The organism is Nocardiopsis sp. NPDC055824, from assembly GCF_053616335.1.
The window spans coordinates 1-17,525 of sequence record NZ_JBSHDN010000139.1 but is presented as its reverse complement, the minus strand read 5'-3'; the positions used below and the strand labels follow the sequence as shown (position 1 = coordinate 17,525).

19 protein-coding genes are annotated in these 17,525 nt (G+C 71.3%); 6 read left to right on the top strand and 13 right to left on the bottom strand.

Features of this window, described 5'->3' with window-relative positions:
- Positions 1–30: 30 nt before the first annotated feature.
- The 8 genes from ACWGL3_RS23120 to ACWGL3_RS23085 all read right to left on the bottom strand — a co-directional run bounded on the left by ACWGL3_RS23120 (position 31) and on the right by ACWGL3_RS23085 (position 8,693).
- Positions 31–1,020 carry a transketolase family protein gene (locus ACWGL3_RS23120; RefSeq protein WP_452461774.1) on the bottom strand — a complete coding sequence of 330 codons (990 nt, stop codon included), beginning with the start codon at positions 1,018–1,020 and terminating at the stop codon, positions 31–33.
- Positions 1,017–1,883, bottom strand: coding sequence for a transketolase (locus ACWGL3_RS23115; protein WP_452461773.1), 867 nt, complete (start codon positions 1,881–1,883; stop codon positions 1,017–1,019). The genes ACWGL3_RS23120 and ACWGL3_RS23115 overlap by 4 nt, the downstream gene beginning before the upstream one ends.
- A gap of 115 nt (positions 1,884–1,998) precedes the next feature.
- The gene (locus ACWGL3_RS23110; RefSeq protein ID WP_267944924.1) at positions 1,999–3,477 is read right to left on the bottom strand and encodes a GntT/GntP/DsdX family permease; all 1,479 of its coding nucleotides are present in this window, start codon (positions 3,475–3,477) and stop codon (positions 1,999–2,001) included.
- A 181-nt stretch (positions 3,478–3,658) separates the two neighbouring features.
- Entirely contained in the window at positions 3,659–4,555 is an 897-nt protein-coding gene (locus ACWGL3_RS23105) for an NAD(P)-dependent oxidoreductase (RefSeq protein ID WP_267944925.1), read from the bottom strand.
- Positions 4,556–4,686: 131 nt separating this feature from the next.
- Complete coding sequence (locus ACWGL3_RS23100) at positions 4,687–5,409, bottom strand: FadR/GntR family transcriptional regulator (protein WP_267944926.1); 723 nt, start codon at positions 5,407–5,409, stop codon at positions 4,687–4,689.
- Between the two features lie 238 nt (positions 5,410–5,647).
- Positions 5,648–7,237: a hypothetical protein gene (locus tag ACWGL3_RS23095; protein WP_452461772.1), complete on the bottom strand. Its 1,590-nt coding sequence runs from the start codon at positions 7,235–7,237 to the stop codon at positions 5,648–5,650.
- Positions 7,234–8,094 (bottom strand): ABC transporter ATP-binding protein, encoded by an 861-nt coding sequence (locus tag ACWGL3_RS23090; RefSeq protein ID WP_452461771.1) that lies wholly within the window; start codon positions 8,092–8,094, stop codon positions 7,234–7,236. Before ACWGL3_RS23090 ends, ACWGL3_RS23095 begins: the two co-directional genes overlap by 4 nt.
- The gene (locus ACWGL3_RS23085; RefSeq protein ID WP_452461770.1) at positions 8,091–8,693 is read right to left on the bottom strand and encodes a TetR/AcrR family transcriptional regulator; all 603 of its coding nucleotides are present in this window, start codon (positions 8,691–8,693) and stop codon (positions 8,091–8,093) included. Before ACWGL3_RS23085 ends, ACWGL3_RS23090 begins: the two co-directional genes overlap by 4 nt.
- A 209-nt stretch (positions 8,694–8,902) precedes the next feature.
- On the opposite strand from ACWGL3_RS23085, the gene ACWGL3_RS23080 reads away from it, so the two are divergent.
- Positions 8,903–9,238 (top strand): hypothetical protein, encoded by a 336-nt coding sequence (locus tag ACWGL3_RS23080; protein WP_267944930.1) that lies wholly within the window; start codon positions 8,903–8,905, stop codon positions 9,236–9,238.
- A gap of 87 nt (positions 9,239–9,325) precedes the next feature.
- Here the strand turns inward: ACWGL3_RS23080 and ACWGL3_RS23075 are convergent, their stop codons facing one another.
- Positions 9,326–10,444: a sensor histidine kinase gene (locus ACWGL3_RS23075; protein WP_452461769.1), complete on the bottom strand. Its 1,119-nt coding sequence runs from the start codon at positions 10,442–10,444 to the stop codon at positions 9,326–9,328.
- 686 nt (positions 10,445–11,130) lie between these two features.
- Here ACWGL3_RS23075 and ACWGL3_RS23070 point away from each other — a divergent pair.
- On the top strand, positions 11,131–11,493 hold the full coding sequence (locus ACWGL3_RS23070) for a hypothetical protein (protein WP_267944932.1): 363 nt from the start codon (positions 11,131–11,133) through the stop codon (positions 11,491–11,493).
- A 1,171-nt stretch (positions 11,494–12,664) separates the two neighbouring features.
- The gene (locus ACWGL3_RS23065) at positions 12,665–12,997 is read left to right on the top strand and encodes a hypothetical protein (RefSeq protein ID WP_346660214.1); all 333 of its coding nucleotides are present in this window, start codon (positions 12,665–12,667) and stop codon (positions 12,995–12,997) included.
- Between the two features lie 199 nt (positions 12,998–13,196).
- On the opposite strand, the gene ACWGL3_RS23060 is transcribed toward ACWGL3_RS23065, so the two are convergent.
- Complete coding sequence (locus ACWGL3_RS23060; RefSeq protein ID WP_267944933.1) at positions 13,197–13,598, bottom strand: RidA family protein; 402 nt, start codon at positions 13,596–13,598, stop codon at positions 13,197–13,199.
- Positions 13,599–13,682: 84 nt separating this feature from the next.
- Here ACWGL3_RS23060 and ACWGL3_RS23055 point away from each other — a divergent pair, with 84 nt between their 5' ends.
- Complete coding sequence (locus tag ACWGL3_RS23055) at positions 13,683–14,657, top strand: helix-turn-helix transcriptional regulator (RefSeq protein ID WP_267944934.1); 975 nt, start codon at positions 13,683–13,685, stop codon at positions 14,655–14,657.
- A 194-nt stretch (positions 14,658–14,851) separates the two neighbouring features.
- Here ACWGL3_RS23055 and ACWGL3_RS23050 read toward each other — a convergent pair whose 3' ends face one another.
- The 3 genes from ACWGL3_RS23050 to ACWGL3_RS23040 form a co-directional block, all read right to left on the bottom strand.
- Entirely contained in the window at positions 14,852–15,067 is a 216-nt protein-coding gene (locus ACWGL3_RS23050; RefSeq protein ID WP_267944935.1) for a DUF397 domain-containing protein, read from the bottom strand.
- A 344-nt stretch (positions 15,068–15,411) separates the two neighbouring features.
- Positions 15,412–15,594 (bottom strand): DUF397 domain-containing protein, encoded by a 183-nt coding sequence (locus ACWGL3_RS23045; protein ID WP_267944936.1) that lies wholly within the window; start codon positions 15,592–15,594, stop codon positions 15,412–15,414.
- A complete protein-coding gene (locus tag ACWGL3_RS23040; RefSeq protein ID WP_267944937.1) occupies positions 15,578–16,399 on the bottom strand; it encodes a helix-turn-helix domain-containing protein in 822 nt (273 codons plus the stop codon). Before ACWGL3_RS23040 ends, ACWGL3_RS23045 begins: the two co-directional genes overlap by 17 nt.
- Before the next feature lie 328 nt (positions 16,400–16,727).
- On the opposite strand from ACWGL3_RS23040, the gene ACWGL3_RS23035 reads away from it, so the two are divergent.
- Together ACWGL3_RS23035 and ACWGL3_RS23030 are read left to right on the top strand one after the other, a co-directional pair.
- The gene (locus tag ACWGL3_RS23035) at positions 16,728–17,159 is read left to right on the top strand and encodes an ATP-binding protein (RefSeq protein ID WP_267944938.1); all 432 of its coding nucleotides are present in this window, start codon (positions 16,728–16,730) and stop codon (positions 17,157–17,159) included.
- Positions 17,156–17,383 carry a hypothetical protein gene (locus ACWGL3_RS23030; protein WP_267944939.1) on the top strand — a complete coding sequence of 76 codons (228 nt, stop codon included), beginning with the start codon at positions 17,156–17,158 and terminating at the stop codon, positions 17,381–17,383. Before ACWGL3_RS23035 ends, ACWGL3_RS23030 begins: the two co-directional genes overlap by 4 nt.
- The last annotated feature ends 142 nt before the right edge of the window (positions 17,384–17,525 follow it).

Sequence of the window (17,525 nt, the reverse complement as noted above, 5' to 3'; positions counted from 1 at the left end):
GCCCCGTGCGGCGCGCCCCGGAACCCGCGGTCACAGCGCGGCCCGCACGCGTTCGCCGATGCGTCCGACCGAGACCCCGTAGCGGTCGTGGAGCGTGGGCAGCGCGCCCGCGTCGAGGAACTCGTCCGGCAGGCCGATGGGGGTCACCTGCCGGGTCACGCCCCGCTGGACCAGCGCGGAGGCGACCGACTCGAAGAGGCCGCCCACCACGGAGTGGTTCTCCAGCACGAAGACCTTCCGGTCGGCCGCGACCTCGGCCAGGACGGTGTCCACGTCCAGCGGCTTGATGGTCGGCGTGTGCAGGACAGCGACGCCGATGCGGTCCTTCTCCAGCGCGGCGGCCACGCGCAGGGCGCGCTCGGTCATCAGCCCCGAGGAGATGAACAGGACGTCCGAGCCGCCGCGGAGCAAAGACGCCTTGCCGAGGCGGAACTCGTAGTCGTACTCGTCGAGCACCGTGGGCACCGCGCCGCGCAGGATGCGGGTGTAGGTGGGCCCCTCGTGCGCGACGAGCTGGGGGACGGCCTGGGCGATGTCGACGGAGTCGCAGGGGTCGACGACGGTCATCCCCGGGATCCCGCGGAGCAGGGCGACGTCCTCCGTGGCCTGGTGGCTGGGGCCGTAACCGGTCGTCAGCCCGGGCAGGGCCGCGACGATGTTGACGTTCAGGCGCGGTTCGGCGATGTCCAGGCACAGGAAGTCGTAGGCGCGGCGGGTGGCGAAGACCGAGTAGGTCGACGCGAAGGGCACGAACCCCTCCTGGGCCAGGCCGGCCGCGGCGCCCATCATGACCTGCTCGGCCATGCCCATCTGGTAGAAGCGGTCGGGCATGGCGTCGCGGAACACGTGCATGTCGGTGTACTTGGCCAGGTCCGCGGACAGGCCCACGATGCGGGGGTCCTCCCGCGCCGCGGCGAGCAGCGCGTGCCCCAGCGGGGCCTGGGCGGTGCGCGCGCCGTCGTCGGCGATCGAGGCGATCATCGCGTCCGAGGTGAGCCGCTTGGCGGTGGTGGCGCTCATGCGTCGTTCCCTTCCTTGAGCTGTTCGCGGGCCGTCTGCCACTCGTCCGGGGCCACCCGCATGAAGTGCAGCTTCTCCCTGGACTCCAGCATCGGCACGCCCTTGCCCATGGTGGTGTCGCAGATCAGGACCTTGGGTCGGCCGCGGTGGGCCTTGAGCTCGTCCAGTGCCGCGAGCAGCGCGGCGACGTCGTTGCCGTCGACCCGCAGGACGTGCCAGCCGTTGACCCTGAACTTGTCGTCGGCGGGCTCGGTGCCCATGACCTCCTGCGCCGGGCCGTCGGCGACCTGGCGGTTCATGTCCACGATCGCGATGACGTTGTCCAGGCCGTGGTGGGCGCAGGCCTGCACGGCCTCCCAGGTGGAACCCTCGCTGAGCTCACCGTCGGAGAGCAGGTTGTACACGTGCGCCGGGTTGTCCTTGCGGCGCAGTCCCATGGCGATCCCCACGGCGACGCCGAGCCCGTGGCCCAGGGAGCCGCCGGAGACCTCCATGCCGGGCGTGTAGGTGGACATGCCCGACATGGGCAGGCGCGAGTCGTCGGTGGCGTAGGTGTCCAGTTCCTCGACGGGGATCACGCCCGCCTCGGCCAGGGCCGCGTACAGGGCGATCGCGTAGTGGCCGATGGAGAGGAGGAAGCGGTCGCGCCCCTCCCACTCGGGGTCCTCGGGACGGAGGTCGAGCTGGTCGGCGTAGAGGGCGGCGAGGACGTCGGCGATCCCGAGGGCCTGGCCGATGTAGCCCTGCCCCTGTACCTCACCCTGGGTCAGGGCGTTCAGCCTGATCCGGTACGCGGCGGCCCTCACCCGGTCGGTCCGGGCGGTGTCGACACCGCTTCCGGGCGCCGTGGCGGTCTGGTTCATCTCACTCCTCCTGGTTGGGTGGTTCGGGTGGTGGTTGCGGGGGGCGATCCGGCGGCCTGTCCGGAGCTTCGTCCGGGTTGGCGGTCGCGTCGCGGGGCCGGTCCGCGATGAGGGCTCACGCCAGCGCCCAGACGAGGCAGACCAGGCCGAAACCGGTCGTGCCCAGTACCGTGACCAGCACGGTCCATGTGCGCAGCGCGTCCGCGACCTGTAGCCCGAGGTAGCGCGAGACGATCCAGAACCCCGAGTCGTTCACGTGGGAGAGGCAGATCGCCCCGCAGCCGATGGCGAGGTTGATCAGGGCGATCTCCACAGAGCTGTAACCGCCTTCGGAGACCGTGCTCGCCAGCAGCCCGGCGGTGGTGATGGCCGACACCGTCGCCGATCCCTGGGCCGCTCTGAGCAGGGCGGCCAGGACGAAAGCCAGGAGCAGCAGGGGGATGCCCAGTCCGAGCAGGCCGCCGGAGAGGGCGTCGCCGATGCCGCTCTCGCTGAGGACCTTGGCGAAGGCTCCGCCCGCCCCCGTGACGAAGACGACGATGGCCGCCGGGGCCAGGGCCCCCTCCATGACCCGGCCCACGGAGCGCATCGACCACCCGCGCCGCACCCCCAGCAGGTACACCGCCAGCAGACAGCCGGTGAGCAGGGCGAACGGCGGGGCTCCGAGCATCGTCAGCAGGCCCAGTGCGGCCGAGCCCTCGGCGAGGAAGGCGCTGCCGACGGTCTGGAGCCCGATCATGGCGATCGGGACGAGGATGATCGTCAGCACGCTGCCCGTGCCCGGGGGCGCCTGCGGTTCCGTCCTGGCCGGGGCCTTCACCGAGCCGCCGCCCTGGTCGGCGGGCCGGGTCCCGGAGGGCTCGGTTCCGCCCTGCCCGGAGGGGCCGGAGTCGTCGGGGCCTTGCGGTCCGGTCCCGTCTCCCGGGTCCGCGGCCGGACCCTCGGAGTACCGGGCGAGCGTCTCCGGGAGCACCGTGTAGACGCGCCGGTTCAGCAGCCGGGCGGTGTGGTGGGCCACGAAGCCCACCGGCACCACCAGCGCACAGCCAAGGAGCGTGACCAGGCCCATGTCGGCCTCCAGGATCGCCGAGCTGCCGACGATCCCCGGGTGAGGGGGCACCACCACGTGGATGAAGAGCATCAGGCCGGCGATCGGCAGGCCGATGGACATGGGAGAGGGCAGCCTGGCCGCTCGCGAGAAGGCGTAGATGATCGGTACCAGGATGATGAAGGCGACGTCGAAGAAGATGGGCGTCGCGATCACCGACGAGGCGATCAGCAGGGCGGCCCCCACCCGCGCGGGCCCCAGGATCCGGGCGAAGCGCCTGGAGAGGGCGTCCGCGCCCCCGGAGTGCTCGATGATCGCCCCCAGCATCGCCCCGAGGCCGACCAGGAGGGCGACGCTGCCGAGCGTTCCGCCCAGGCCCTCGACGATGGTGGGGATGATCTCGGCGAAGGGCATGCCGGTGGCCAGGGCGGTTCCGACGCTGACCAGGATCAGGGCGACGAAGGCCGGCACCTGGAACCGGATGATGAGCAGGAGCAGGAGGGCGATCGACCCGAGAGCGATCAGTGTCAGCACAAGAGCATCCATAGGTGGATCCCCTCTCGTGTATCGGTGGGGCCCGCACGTTCACGGCCGGGTGTTTCCGGGCATGACGAGTGACCCCTACGGGCTTGGTGGTTCCGCCGACCGGCTTCCTCGGGCCTCGGAGCCGTGGTGCGGCAGGGGCGCGACGCGGCGGCGGTCCGGCTCGCGTGCGCGGTGCGCGGTGTCAGTCGCGGTAGACCTGGATGACCTGGGAGTCGTCCCGGTCGAGGAGCCCGGTGGCGGCGGCCTGCTCGTAGGCGGCGCGCGCGGCACGGGCCAGGGGCGCGGAGAAGCCGACGGCGTCGGCGGTGTCGGTGACGAGAGTGGAGTCCTTGACGAAGATCCCGATGGTGCTGGTGACCTCCTCGGCGGCCTCCGGGAGCATGCGCGGTCCGCGGTCCCCCAGCATCCAGGACGCCCCTGCGCCGCCGCCCACGGCCTCCAGGACCTCCGCGGGGTCCAGGTCCAGCTTCTCGGCCAGCGCGAGCGCCTCGGCGGCGGCCACGATGTGCACCGAGCACAGGAGCTGGTTGACCACCTTGTAGGACTGTCCCCTGCCCACCTCGGCGCCGCAGTCGCGCACGGTGCCCATGGCGGAGAGGACGTCGGAGCAGTCGGCGAGCGCGGCCGGGTCGCCGGAGGCGAAGAGGGTCAGGGCGCCGCGTCTGGCGCCGGCCACGCCGCCGGTCACCGGCACGTCCACCAGGCGGACCCCGACCTCCTGGGCCCTGCGCGCGGCCTCGCGGACCGGGCCCGGGCCGACGGTGCTCATCACCGCGAGCACGGCTCCGGGGCGCATGGAGTCGAGCGCGGCGCCGGGTGCGGACACCGCCTGGTGCAGCTGTTCGGGGGTGGCGACCATGACGAGGACGGTGTCGGCCTCCTCGATCCCGGTGAGGTCGGCCCGGGCGGGTACGCCGAGTTCGGCGGCGGCCTCACGCCGGCGGGGCGAGGGGTCCACCCCGAGCACGGTGTGGCCCGCGCGGGCGATCCGCTCGGCCATGGGGAGGCCGATGGCGCCGATACCGACGAACATGACAGTCGATTTCGGGCATGGCTGTGGAGCCTGTGTCGCGTTCATATGTCTTCCTTCTCCCCCTCGGGGTGGGGATCACGCGGTCCCGGAGCTCGGGACCGCCCCCGGCGGGGCACGGATCGGGGTCCGGGTACGCGGGGTCCCGGTGGGTGGGATTGCGGTGAGTCTGGTGGGGTCTAGTGCTCGTCCGTCATGGCGGGGCTCTCGGTGATCCGGCGCCACAGGCTGAAGTGCTCGACCATGGCGGCCGCGGCGGCGCTGCGGTCGTGCGCTTCGATCGCGTCGACGATGGGCGTGTGGATGGTGTCGGTCCTGCGGGGCTCGTCGGAGCCCTCCGGCAGCGCTGCTGCCTCGACGCTCAGCGCCCGGGCCCGCTTCTTGGCCAGGACGTCCTGGAGGGCGAGGCTGATGCCGTCCACGAAGAGTTCGATGACCGGGTTGTCCGCGATGGTGAACAGCCGTTTGTGGAAGGCGTAGTCTGCCTCGTGCCCGGCCTGGGCGTCCCCCGCGGCGGTCGCGCGGACCATGTCGTCGATGTGTCCGCGCAGGGCGGCGACGTCGTGGTGGTCGGCCCGGTCCGCCGCCTCCTGGACCACGGAGATCTCCATCATCTCCCGGGCCCGTTCGACGCTGGCGTGGTCGACGTGGCCGAACTTCGACATCAGGTCGAAGAGCAGCCGCACGAACGAGGCGTCGGGCTTGGTGACGTAGGTCCCCGCCCCCTGGGTGCGCCGGACCATGCCGAGCACCTCCAGGCTCCCCAGGTTCTCCCGCACGGTGGCGCGGCTGTTCCCGAGGCGCTCGGCGAGCGCGCGCTCGGTCATGATCCGTGACTCCGGACCCAGGACCCGCGCCTCTTGGGCGAGGGCGTCGACGAGCGCGTCGAAGTTGCTGTCCATGACACCTTCCATTGGCCTGACCAATGTGACTGAGGCTACAAGGAGGCGATCGAGGAGGTCAAGGGATTGGTCAGGCCAATATTTCGTCCGTGTTGCCCCTGGGTTCCCAGGACGGGGCCGACCGCCGCCCCGACCGCCGACCGCGCGCTCGGCCCGGGGTGCGGCGAGGACGGCGAGGGAGCCGATGCGACCCGTCCGGCCCGCCGGGGCCGGACGGGCTCCCCCGGCACCCCCTGGCTCACAGCTGCAGCCTCGCCCCGGTGCGGCGGGCAGCGGCGACGCACAGGGCCAGGGTCCAGAGCAGTCCGCCGAGCAGGACGGCGACGGGCGGCAGCTCGGGGACGGGGAGGCCCGGGAGCGCGAACAGCCCCCACCCCGGCGGAACCGCCAGAAGCACCCACGTCACCGGGGCGGGCAGGGTCCAGGCGAGGACGGGCAGGAGCACCGACAGCGCGGCGACGGCCTTGACGAGGACCAGCGCCTCCACCTTGTTCGACGCCGTCGACGTGACGGTCAGCACGAGGAGGGGCGCGGCAGCGGCCGCGACGGCGACCGAGACCACGAGCCCCGCCGACAGGGGCGGGGCGAGCCCGGAGAGGGGGACCGCGGCCGCGAGCCCGACCAGGGACAGCAGCCATGCGAGACCCGAACGGTAGCCGACGTACCAGTACAGCGGCAGGGGGGACGCGCGCAGCACCAGCAGTGTGCGGTCGTCGACGTCCTCCATGAGCCGGAGGGCGACGACCGACCCCGCGATCAGGGGGACGTGCAACAGGATCAGAGCGGCGAACACCACCGGCGCGACCGACGCGAGGTCGAACCCGTAGGAGTCGCGCACGAAGGCCGACACCGGCGGGTGGCCCACACGGATGAGCAGCGCCAGGAGCGCCGGTGCGAACAGGACGACGGGGAGGAGGGGGTCGCCCCGCCCGGCCGACAGGTCGAAGCGCACACAGGAGAGCAGCTGCGAGCGCCTCCGGGCCCGTCCGGAAAACGCGGCGCCCACCCCGGCGGCGCCGGGACCGGTCCGCGCACCGGGTTCGGGACCGCGCCGGAACACCGGGCGCCCCCGGGGCGCCCCGATCGGCGGGTTCATCCCCCGGGCGGCCCACGCACAGGCCCCGACCGCCCCCGCCGTGCCCCACACCAGCGCCCACGGCGCCGAGGGGTACGCGGGCGCCCCACCCGCCGTACCCACGCGGAGCAGCTCCGCCGCGGCCGTACTGGGCACCAGGAAGAGCGCCGGGGTGCGAACCGCCTCCGACAGGTGCAGGACCGGCGCCACGATCAGCGGCACGACCCCGGGAACGACGCGGAGGAAGGCCCCGGGGAGGGTCGCGGCCCCGCTCCCCAGGGCCAGGCACGTCCCCACCAGGAGTACCGACGTCATCGCGACGCCGCCGGCGATCGCCGCGAACGCGCCGGGGCCGACCGGGACGCCGGAGGCCACGGTCATGGGGACCGCCATCGCCACAGCCAGGACGGTCAGCACCGTGACGCGTGCCGCGACCGTCTCCCACGGGCGGAGCGGCGTCACCCCTCGGACCGTGTCCGTCCTCTCGACGCGTTCGAACAGGGCCAGAGCCACCGCGATGAGGGCGCCGAAGCCTGCCGTGTCCACGACGAGGAGCAGCGGGAGCAGCCTCTGGGCCCCCGACGGGGGAAGCGCGAGAAGGGCGAGGGACCACAGGAGCGCGAGCCCGACCGCGAGCCCGACGACGCCGTACCGCCACGCGATCGCGGTCTCTGCCCGTGTCGCGGCCAGCAGACGGCGCGCCGTGGGGCTCCCGTGGCGGTTCGACGCCGCCCGCGCCCGCGGGGCGGTCACAGCCGGACCTTGGTGACCTGCGTGAAGACCTCGCCCAGGGTGGCTTCGCGGCTGTGAAGGGTGGCCAGGGCGCCCGCCCGGAGCAGTTCCACCAGCTCCTCCACATCGTCACCGGAACCGTCGAACACGCGTCGCCGGACATGGCCGTCCCGGCGGTACTCCGCGACCAGGCCGGACCTCCCGTGGCGGTGTTTGAACGCCGCCGGCGTGTCCACCGCGACGATCCGACCCCCGACCACGAACGCGAGCCTGTCGCACAGCTCCTCCGCGGTGGGCATGTCGTGGGTGGTGAGGAAGACCGCGGCGCCGCGGGCGGCTTCGGCGCGGATGACGTCGCGCATGCGGGCGGCGCGTACGGGGTCCTGCCCGGAGGTGGGTTCGTCGAGGAAGAGGATCTCGGGGCGGTTGATCAGCGCGCGGGCCAGGTTCAGACGCATCCGCATGCCCTTGGAGAGGGTGGTGACCCGCTGGTCCGCGGCGTCGGAGAGGTCGAGCCGGTCGAGAAGGCGGCCGGGATCGGCGGTCGGCCCCTGGTAGAACGAGGCGAACGCGGCCAGGTTCTCCCGTGCCGTCATCCGGCCGAACGCGGCGGGCAGCTCGAAGCCCACGCCGATCCGCTCGTGGTAGTCGCGCCCCCAGTCCCCCAGCGGGCGGCCCAGGACGCGGACGCTGCCCCGGTAGCGGCGCAACAGGCCGGTCAGCACGTTCTGCACGGTGGACTTGCCCGCGCCCGAGGGGCCGAGGAACCCGAACACCTCGCCGGCGGACACGGTGAAGTCCATCCCGGCGACAGCCTCCGTCCTCGCGCCGCGGTAGCGCACGGTCAGGTCCGTGACCTGGACGGCATCGCCGGTCACGGCCTGCCCTCCCGCCGGACGCCTGCACTGTCCAGGGTTCCCAGGGCCTCGTCGATGAGGGCGGGGAGGTCTGCTGTGCCGTCGCTCTCCGCCCACGCGGTCACGGCGGTCGCGAGCGCGGCGGTGCAGGCCGCGGCGGCGACACGGACGGGCAGGGGCGGGTCGTCGGCGTCGTCGTCCGGGGAGAGCAGTCCCCGCTCGAAGGCGGTCTGCGAGGCGCGCATGCTGTCGGCCATCCGGTGCCGCAGCGCGGGCGTGTCCAGGATGAGGCGGGTGCGCAGCAGCAGGCCGTCCCTCTCCGCCCCGTGCACGTGGGCGGCGGCGCCCGTGAAGGCGTTCCGAATGCGGGTGATCGGAGGCTCGCTTGCAGGACGGTCCCGCACGAGCTGTTCCAGCAGCGGGTCGTACTCGTCCCGCAGGACCACGTCCTCCTTGGTCGGGAAGTGCCGGAAGAACGTCATGTGCGAGACCCCCGCCTCGGCCGCGATCCGGGCCACGGTGGTCCTCTCGTACCCGTGTTCCAGGAACAGCCGGTAGGCCGCGGCCCTGAGGGAGTCGCGTGTGCGCACTCCCCTGTCGTGGTTCGCGCTCTTTCCCATAGTGACAAACTAACATGTTATTTACTAACGGCAACCTGCCGCCGAACCCGTGGGCGCGGGCGCCGGCACCGGCCTCCCCTGCCAGGTCTCGACGTCCTGGCAAGGCGGTGTGGCGCCGGGCTGTGCGCGGTGTCCTTCCCGGGACGGCGGCAACCGGAGGGTGCACAGGGGCGTCCAACGTGGAAACCCCCCGCGCCGAGGAGAGTTCCGTGTCCCCTGTCCAGATCATCCGCACGGCGGCCTTCGCCCTGATCGCCGGGGGCGTGGCTCTCGGGCTGGTTCCCGGCGGACCGTGCGGCGCGGGCTGGTGGCCCCTGGTCGACATGGACGCCTCCTTCGGCTGGTTCGCCTACGAGGAGGTGTCCCGCCCCGCGATAGGGGCCGGCCTGTGCGGAACGACCATGGCCCCGGTGGGGTCGTGGGCGATCGCGCTGATCGTGGTCGGGGCGACCCTGCTGCTGGGGGCGTGGATCAACACCCCCTACGGGCCGCAGGGCGAGCCGGAGGAGAGCGGCCACCAGCCGCCCGATGCGACCCCGTCATGAGGTGGTCGCGACCGGCCGGCGGAGGTCGCGCTCCTCGGGGCCGGTCGCGGCACGCAGGCCCGGGAGCTCACGGCGCCCCCTCGTCTCTCACCGGGTGGGGCCCAGGTGCGGGAAGCTGGCGGCGGTCAGGAACCGTCCGTCCTTGCGCTCCACCGTGAGTTCGCCGCCCTCGCCGGCCACGCGCTCGCGCAGGGTCGCGAGCCCGCCGAGCCCGGTGGGCGGGCCCTCCTGCGCGCCGTCGTTGACGATGGAGATGCCGGTCCCGGAGAGGGTGATCCACACCTGCCCGGCCTGGGCGTGCCGCAGGATGTTGGTGGTCGTCTCCCGCAGGACCTGGCCGAGCATCTCGCCCGCGCGGGCCTGGACCCCGCCCTCGCGGCGCACCTGGACGCGGATGCCGGCGGCCTCGAAGAGGTTCTTGGCGTTCTCCAGCTCCGCCGACAGGTTGAGCCGCCGCTGCGCGTGGGCGAGCGCCTTGGTCTGGGCGATGGTGTCGCCGACCAGGGCGTGGATCTCGCCGAGCTCCTGCTCCGCGCGGTCGGTGTCGGTGCGCACCAGCCGGCGGGCCAGCGCGGTCTTGAGCTTGACCACGTGCAGCGTGTGGCCCTGGATGTCGTGCAGGTCGCTGGCGAAGCGCATCCGCTCCCGGGCCACGGCCAGCTCGGCCTCGCGCTCCCTCGACTCCTCCAGCTCCGTGATCAGACCGGAGACCAGGTGGTTGAGGAACACGAGGGTGACCCCCACCACGGCGACGCTGGTGGAGTGGACGACGTGGTCGAGAAGAACGTTGAGGGCGCCACCGGGTGACGTCACCATCCGCGCCACGACCACCGCGACGACGAAGGCGCCCAGCGCCACTGCCGCCGCGACCCGGCGCGGGCGCGGCAGCTGGAAGAGGACGACGGTGCCCACGACGGAGATGCCGAAGGACGCGGACGCGTCGTCCAGGACCAGCACACCGACGAGCCACACGGCCGAGGCCGCGACCAGGCAGAGGAGCGGGACCCGGGAGGAAAGGCTCCCGCTCCACCCCCGGGACGCCAGCACGGCAGCCGCCACCCCCACGCCCAGGACGACGGCGTGCACCGGGTTCTCGGCGTTGATCGAGATCAGGAGCGCCCCGATGGCGCAGAGCGACGCGAACACGATGTTGAGATTGAGCATGCGCAGCTGCCCCTGCGTCGCCTCGGTGCGCTCGGACCTCATATGAGCCCTTCCGGGATCGGACGGTGGAGTCCGTCCCAGTATTCTTCCGGCTCCGCGTCGCCGCCAGTGACACTGCGTCATGCCTTCGCCCGGAGCCGGTCACGGGGCACTGCCCCGCCGACCGGCCTTCTCCTCCCGGTCGGAGCCGTCCTCACGACGGTGGCGGCGACCCGGTCCGCGCGCGCTGCGGCGCCGGCAATGCCGCAGCCAGGACTGCTCGGAGAACGAGCGGTGACAGGGACGGGGTGAGGTGGTGTGGTGATTCCAAAATGCGTACCTGTACGTCGTAGATCAAGTCCATGCGCCGGACACCGCTGACGGCGGCCCCCGGTAGGGCGCGCGGTCAGGACGGCTTCGCCCTCGCAGCCCGGGACGCCGCAGGCGAAGCATCTGCACGGCCGGGCCGCATGCGCGTGGCCGCTGGCGCCCGGTTCTCCGTCAAGTACTGCACCCCGACCGTTCTGTGGCTGTCTGCCCTGATTTGCACGCTGCGTTACACGCCAACAAGGCATCCGGCGAGGGATTCGAGACAGTTGGCCAGGTCAGGACAGCTTCGCGGCGAAAGCTTCCGCCGGGCACACCCACAAGGCCACGATGGGCGATGACCCTGGGTCACAGGGTTCTACCGGCCCCCGGTGTGATGCCGCTCGCTGAGCGGCGCCGGCGGCCGGACCGAAGGAGCGATGGTGAGCAACAACTTCCAGCTCGGCGGCATCCCCCACGGCTTCGCGTTCAACGAGAACGGCTCCCTCATCCACTACCGGCACGTCATCGTGCTTGCCTCCCCCAGCGCCAACCAGGCGGGGGCGTGGGGCGACGTCTGGGTCTCCTTCGCCTCGGACTTCGCCGACGTCAGGGTCCGGCTGGCCGTCCACGACGGCACGAACTGGAGCGTCACGAACGTCGACGTCCCCGCCGGCGGGGGCCGCGTCGCCCAGAAGCTTCGCCCCGGCGCCCAGAAGATCAGTCTGGGCCGGGTCAAGAAGTCGGCCGCCGACTCCGTCGAGGACGCCCCGGTGGGCTGGCTCCTGGAGGTCTTCGGGCCGTGACCGGAGCGGCCCCCGCGGCGACCGCTGGAATTCGCCGACCGTCGCGGGGGCCGGCTCGTGTTCCGAACGCGCTGGTTCAGCCTGTCTCGGAACGGCCCGAGCTGGGCCGCCGGCATCTCCGTGGCCGCGCCCACCGGCATGTTCGTACTCGTCAACACATGTCGCCGCGGCAGGGCGGCCACCGAATGCCAGGTCGGATCGCCCCCGGGCGAGGCGACCGGGATCCGCTCCTCCTGGCCGTGGTACACGTACGGGACCCGGCCCTGGGCGACATGGGCGGCTCAGGTCCGCGTTCTTGTACGACGGACCCCGTTTCCGGGTCAGAGGCGCGTTCCTCCTGAACCGCAGCCCCTCGGGCACGCGCATGCGAGGTCTCGGGCCGACGGGCGGCATGAAGGATCACTTTTCACGGGGTGGCGTGGAACACGGCTTGCCGGTGACCTGTCTCAGGTGCTCCGAAGCGCACCACCGACAGCTGTCCGCACAGGACAGGTGGAGGGGTGAAGAGCTTTTCGTGCGCCCTCGGGGGTGAGCCCGACGTCCTCGCTGTGGCATCTGATCGACCCGGGGTCGACCTGAAGGCTATTCCTTCGCTGATACAGCCTTTCCACGCCACCTCGGGAATACCAGCGGGTTTTCCCGGAGGGCCGATCCTCGGATACTCTGCCGCTGCACGGGGGCTCCGGGAAGCTCGGGAAAGCAAGTGGCCGCACCGTCGCCGTCCACACGAAACCACCCGACGAACCTTCCAAGAACAGGAAAAGCCCCGACCAGGCCGAACACCAGTCGGGGCGTGTGTGAGGGTTCCCGCTCCCCCTACCACTAGTGCGATGACCGGAAGGTTCACAGACCCCGTGCTATCTGCCGTGATCTTGTACTTATAGCGAGTCTCGCCGTCCAACCTCGCTATAAGTACAAGATCATCGAGGTCTGGACCCCTCGCGTCACACCGGCAACGTTTTCGTCCAGTCCACTAGAGAAATCGCCAGACCGACAGCAGATCCATTTTCGTGCCATTCTCCTCTGGTGGACTCTCCCCTGCCGTAGTAAGGAAGTCAGCGGTGTGGCGGAACGGGACCGCGGCGAGGCCGACGGCCCGTGCATTGCGTGTGGTGAAGAAAAGGCGTCCCCGCTGGGGACGTCAACCAGGGGGTGCCCCAGAATGACTGACGTGAAAGCCCCCCGCGTCGAGGAGAGTTCCGTGTCCCCTGTCCAGATCATCCGCACAGTGGCCTTCGCCCTGATCGCCGGGGGCGCGGCTCTCGGGTTGGTTCCCGGCGGACCGTGCGGCGCGGGCTGGTGGCCCCTGGTCAGTGTGAACGCCTCCTTCGGGTGGATCGGTTACGGGGACGCGCCCAGCATGGGGATGGGGACCACCGTGTGCGGGACGGCCATGGCCCCGGTGGGGTCGTGGGCGATCGCGTTGGTCGTGGTCGGGGCGGCCCTGCTACTGGGGGTGCGGCGCAGCACCCGGCACGGGTCGAAGGCCGAACCGGAGAAGTAAAAGCCGCGCCTGGCCCGGCATTTCCCCTCACCGCCCCCGTACTGCGAGGCGTGGGGCCGACGCGAACAGGCGACGCCTCGCAGACGAGCCGTGTGCACTCGCCCACGAGGCGGTTCCTCACCGGAGCGAGGTGTCACCCATCCCCCTGCCCCGGCACCGCCCCCGCGTCCGGGTGGGCGGCCCGGACGCGGGTGGCGGGTCAGGGCCGGGCGGCGACGGCCTCGACCTCGAACAGCACGTCGGGGGCGGCCAGGCCCGCAACGCCGATGAGGGTCTGCGCGGGCGGCTCCGTGCCCCAGCCCTCCCGCACAGCCGCGGTGATCGGTCCGAGCTTGCTGACGTCGTGGTCCACCACGTACGTCCTGAGCTGGACGACGTGGCGGAGGCCGAGCCCGTGGGCGGCGAGCGCGACGCCGATGTTGTGGAACGTCTGCTTCACCTGGTCGGCGAAGTCGGCCGAGACGACCGCGCCGTCCGGGCCCGCCCCGTACTGGCCCGCGACGAGCACCAGTTCCGTGCCCGCGGGAACGGTGGCGGTGTGGCTGTAGCCGAACGGGACCGGGTCGTGCAGGCCGTCCGGGTTGACGATGGCGTGTGCCATGGGAATCCCCTCTCGTATGGCGATGGGGAAAGCCTCGCAACAAATCACGACATCCTGTGTCATGTATTCCCGTAGGGTTTTCGTATGCGCGCCGACAGACTGGTATCGCTCGTCCTGCTGCTGCGCCGGCACGGTCGGCTGTCCGCGACCGCGCTGGCCCGCGAGCTGGAGGTGTCCACCCGCACCGTGCTGCGCGACATCGACGCGCTCTCCGCGGCCGGCGTCCCGGTGTACGCCGAACGCGGTCGGCACGGCGGCTTCGCGCTGCTACCGGGTTTCCGGACCGAGCTCACCGGCCTGAGCCACGACGAGGCGCTCGCCCTGCTGATCGCCGGATCGCGGCGCGGCGCGCAGGCCTTCGGCCTCGGCTCGGCACTCGCCTCGGCCGTGCTCAAGGTGGTCGACGCGCTGCCCGAGAAGGATCGGACCACCGCGGCCGACGCGGCCCGGCGCCTGCTCGTCGACCCGGGCACCGACCTCCTCGCGCGGCGCCTGGAGACCGAGGAGGTGCCCGACACCGTGGTGTCCGAGATCCGGCGCGCGGTGTTCGCCGGGCACAGGCTGCGCATCCACTACGCGGCTGCGGACCGGGAGCCGGCGTGGCGGACGGTGGACCCGATCGGCCTGGTCACCGTACGCGACCAGGGCTATCTGCTGGCCACGAGGTCCGGAGCCGACCGCACCTACCGGCTCTCCCGGGTCCTGGCCGCCGAGGAGCTCGACGAACCGGCGCGGCGACCGGAGCGGGTCGACCTGGACCTGGCCTGGCAGGAGCGCAGCACGCGGCTCCGCACCGGGGGCGACCAGGTCACCGTGCTGGTGCGGGTGGACCCGGCGCGACGGGAGGAGCTGGTGGGCACCGCGCTGGCCGTCCTCTCCGAAGAAGCCGACGCGGACGACCGGCTGCGGCTGGAGGTCGCCTTCCAGGATGCGAGGCACGCCGAATGGGCGCTGTGGCAGCTCGCGACGGACGCGGAGGCCCTGGCACCGCAGTGGTTGCGCACCTCTCTGCGGGACCGCGCCGCCGCGATCGCCGCCTGCTACGGGGAGTTTCCCTGAGGGCTGTCGCCCTCCCGACGCTGCCCGGCAGGTGTGCGGCGCGGAAGGACACGGCTCCCGAGGAGCGCAGGAGGTGCCAGGGCTTCGGCCCCGGCGGTGTGTCGCGCGCCGGGGTGGCCTGAACCCGCTGAACACGAGAACAGCGCCCCGTCACCAGCTATGACGGGGCGCTGTTCTTCGCGTGCGAGGGGGCGCTACAGGCCGCGAACCGCGTTCACCAGGGCTGCCCACTCGCCGCCGGTGAACTCCAGGTACCCCGCGGCGCGGTTCTGGGTGTCGCGGACGTCAGCGCCGCCGGTGTGCTCCCGAGCTTCGACGCAGTTTCCTCCGTTAGCGCTGTAGCTGCTCTTGTGCCACTTGTCGCCGGGGGTGGGGACGGTCGGGGCTCCGCCTCCGGGGACTACCGTCATATCGGCCTCCTCAGGCTTCTGACAGCACATGGAGGCGAGGCTACCGGCCCATGAAGCGTCGTAGGCGGTCCATCGACCGCACCGAGAGCACGGTCCACAGGAACCGATGAGTGCATGCGGCCCCGCCGTGCCTCTTGCCTCTCGGGTCAACCATCAGGTCGGCCTCATCCAGACTTCGGGCATCGTCCGATGGGAGGCTACAGGGGCAGGTTCACGTCCACGGCTTCCGATAAAGCGGGGCTTTGCTCCTGGAGATGCATCCTGCCCCGGGGTAGCTTGAACCCGCTGAACACAAAACCGGTCCCGCCCACTACTCCTGGGCGGGACCGGTTCGTGCTGTTCCCCTACCGGCCTCGGACCGCCGCCAGCAGGGCGGTCCACTCGGAAGCCCCAGCCGACAAGTGGCCCGACTCCCGGTTCTGCGTGTCACGCACGAGGACGCTCTTCCCCTCAGCGACCTCGACACAGCTTCCGTTGGCCGCGCTGTAGCTGCTCTTGTGCCACTCGGGCTCACGCTGTGTACTCATCGAGTTCTTCCTTGACCTTCCTGATGAAGTCGGCTGTCTGGCCCGGCGACCACGCCTCTGCCTGCACAGAGCTGAAAATCGACAGACAGGCCTGCACCTTGCCACTGTCATCCATCAGAATCTCACCTTGCTGATACTCCGCCGACGCCACCATGGGTTTGTCCGGAAACGAGTACACCCGGAAGGGGCCTGCTCCTCCGGGGTGGCACCCGGGGTTGGGCGGTACGACCTGTAGACGTACTACCCGTTTCTCCATCAATGACAGCACTTCACCGAGCTGATCAGAGAGAATCTTCCGGCTCCCGATGACCCTCGTCACCGCGTTCGCCTCCAGCACCATGTAAATCAGCGGCGGATCTGTCTCCAAGATCGCCTGTCGCCTCATCCGCGACTTGACCATCTCCTCCAGCTCGGCCTCACTGGCGCCGGGAGAGGTGTCCCGGTTCGCTGCGTGGGCATACGCCTCGGTCTGGATGAGGCCAGGGATCATCTGGTTCTGGTACTCACGCAGCTCCGAGATCTTCCGTTCGAGCTGCTCTACCTCCTCGTACCATTCCGGAACCCCAGTTGCGTCATTTGCGGCTTTCCAAGCCCGGTGAACTACACCAGAGCTACCGAGCTCTCGGTCGATATCTCGCGCGCTCTGCTCGCTGAGCCTGCGGGTACCGCACTCCCACGCCGAGACGGTCGAGGGCACGACCGACAGAGCCTTGGCCAGCTGGACTTGCGTGATCTTCGCCTTCTTGCGCGTCTTCTGGATGACGAGGCCAAGACGTATCAGTTCGGGCTTCGGGGGACGGTCCATGACTCTCCATGTACACCGAGGGATCTACCGGGTCGACTCATTCAAGGCGAAGGGTCTTCCCAACTTCACCGAAACCACAAGATCTTGACAGGTCAGTGATGTCTCTAGCGCTCGGACCGGCCGGGTGTTCAAGGTAGAGCCACGGAGAAGCAGCGGATGCCGATGAAAGCGGAGGCGTCCGGCTGAAAGTCCGTTGCAAGCCAAAAGCCCCGGCGACCGTCGCAACCGGTCTCCGAGGCTCAATGCCCCACCCCGAACCACCGAGGTGAGACGAATGCAGCCTACCGGCATCACCACACCGAAACCAGACGTAAACGCCGAGCCCAAAGTGCCCTACCCGCACCGGGTCGGGTTCTCCGAGCCCCACCGGCACGGCATTCTTCTGGGCCACGAGCGCGGCTGTACCGCCCTGGCCGCGTGGGTGCCCACCGTGGTTCCCCGCCGGGCGAGGAAACCGGTCTTCCTGGTGGCCGAAGCGCTCGTGTCGAACGCTCGCAAGCACACCCGTTCGGGGGACCCCGGCGGGACCGTGCGGGTGGTCGTCGACGTCAACCCGTTCCTGGTCGGCGTCGCCGTGACCGACAACGGGCCCCGGGGCGACACCGTCATCCCCTATCCGCGTCTGGGTGATCCCCGCCAGGCCCCGCTTCCGGGCCTGCACCTGGTGGACCACCTGGCCGTGTACTGGGAATGGAGCTGGGCGTGGAAGGGCGCCGGGGCGGGGCCGCTGACGGTGCGTGCGGTGGTCGAGAACCCGTGAGGTGGCATCCCGGGCACGACCGCGAGGAGCGTGACCTGGCCGCCGCGCTGGCCCGGCATCACGCCCCGTACTGGGTGGTGATGTGGTCCTACTCCCTGCGCGTGTGGGTGGCGTTCTACACCGGCCCCGCGCGGGTAGCCCCGCTGAGGTACGCGGACCCCGACCGGCTCTCCCGGCAGATGCGGCACGTGGTGCGCACCGTCGCGGCGGGCCGCTCCCCCTGAGAACCCCCTCCGGGCGGCACCGGTCCGCCCGGGGGTTCCCCGCCCGGTGAAACACCACCACCGGGCTGCGGGGCCGCCGCCATCAGGGGGCCGGCGGCGCCCCCCCCCCAAACCCCGGGCGGGGGCCCCGACCCCGGCCGGG

Bases quoted from the DNA above. Each gene is read 5' to 3' on its own strand.
- ACWGL3_RS23120 (WP_452461774.1), bottom strand. From the start codon at position 1,020: ATGAGCGCCACCACCGCCAAGCGGCTCACCTCGGACGCGATGATCGCC.
- ACWGL3_RS23115 (WP_452461773.1), bottom strand. From the start codon at position 1,883: ATGAACCAGACCGCCACGGCGCCCGGAAGCGGTGTCGACACCGCCCGG.
- ACWGL3_RS23110 (WP_267944924.1), bottom strand. From the start codon at position 3,477: ATGGATGCTCTTGTGCTGACACTGATCGCTCTCGGGTCGATCGCCCTC.
- ACWGL3_RS23105 (WP_267944925.1), bottom strand. From the start codon at position 4,555: ATGAACGCGACACAGGCTCCACAGCCATGCCCGAAATCGACTGTCATG.
- ACWGL3_RS23100 (WP_267944926.1), bottom strand. From the start codon at position 5,409: ATGGACAGCAACTTCGACGCGCTCGTCGACGCCCTCGCCCAAGAGGCG.
- ACWGL3_RS23085 (WP_452461770.1), bottom strand. From the start codon at position 8,693: ATGGGAAAGAGCGCGAACCACGACAGGGGAGTGCGCACACGCGACTCC.
- ACWGL3_RS23075 (WP_452461769.1), bottom strand. From the start codon at position 10,444: ATGAGGTCCGAGCGCACCGAGGCGACGCAGGGGCAGCTGCGCATGCTC.
- ACWGL3_RS23060 (WP_267944933.1), bottom strand. From the start codon at position 13,598: ATGGCACACGCCATCGTCAACCCGGACGGCCTGCACGACCCGGTCCCG.
- ACWGL3_RS23055 (WP_267944934.1), top strand. From the start codon at position 13,683: ATGCGCGCCGACAGACTGGTATCGCTCGTCCTGCTGCTGCGCCGGCAC.
- ACWGL3_RS23050 (WP_267944935.1), bottom strand. From the start codon at position 15,067: ATGACGGTAGTCCCCGGAGGCGGAGCCCCGACCGTCCCCACCCCCGGC.
- ACWGL3_RS23045 (WP_267944936.1), bottom strand. From the start codon at position 15,594: ATGAGTACACAGCGTGAGCCCGAGTGGCACAAGAGCAGCTACAGCGCG.
- ACWGL3_RS23040 (WP_267944937.1), bottom strand. From the start codon at position 16,399: ATGGACCGTCCCCCGAAGCCCGAACTGATACGTCTTGGCCTCGTCATC.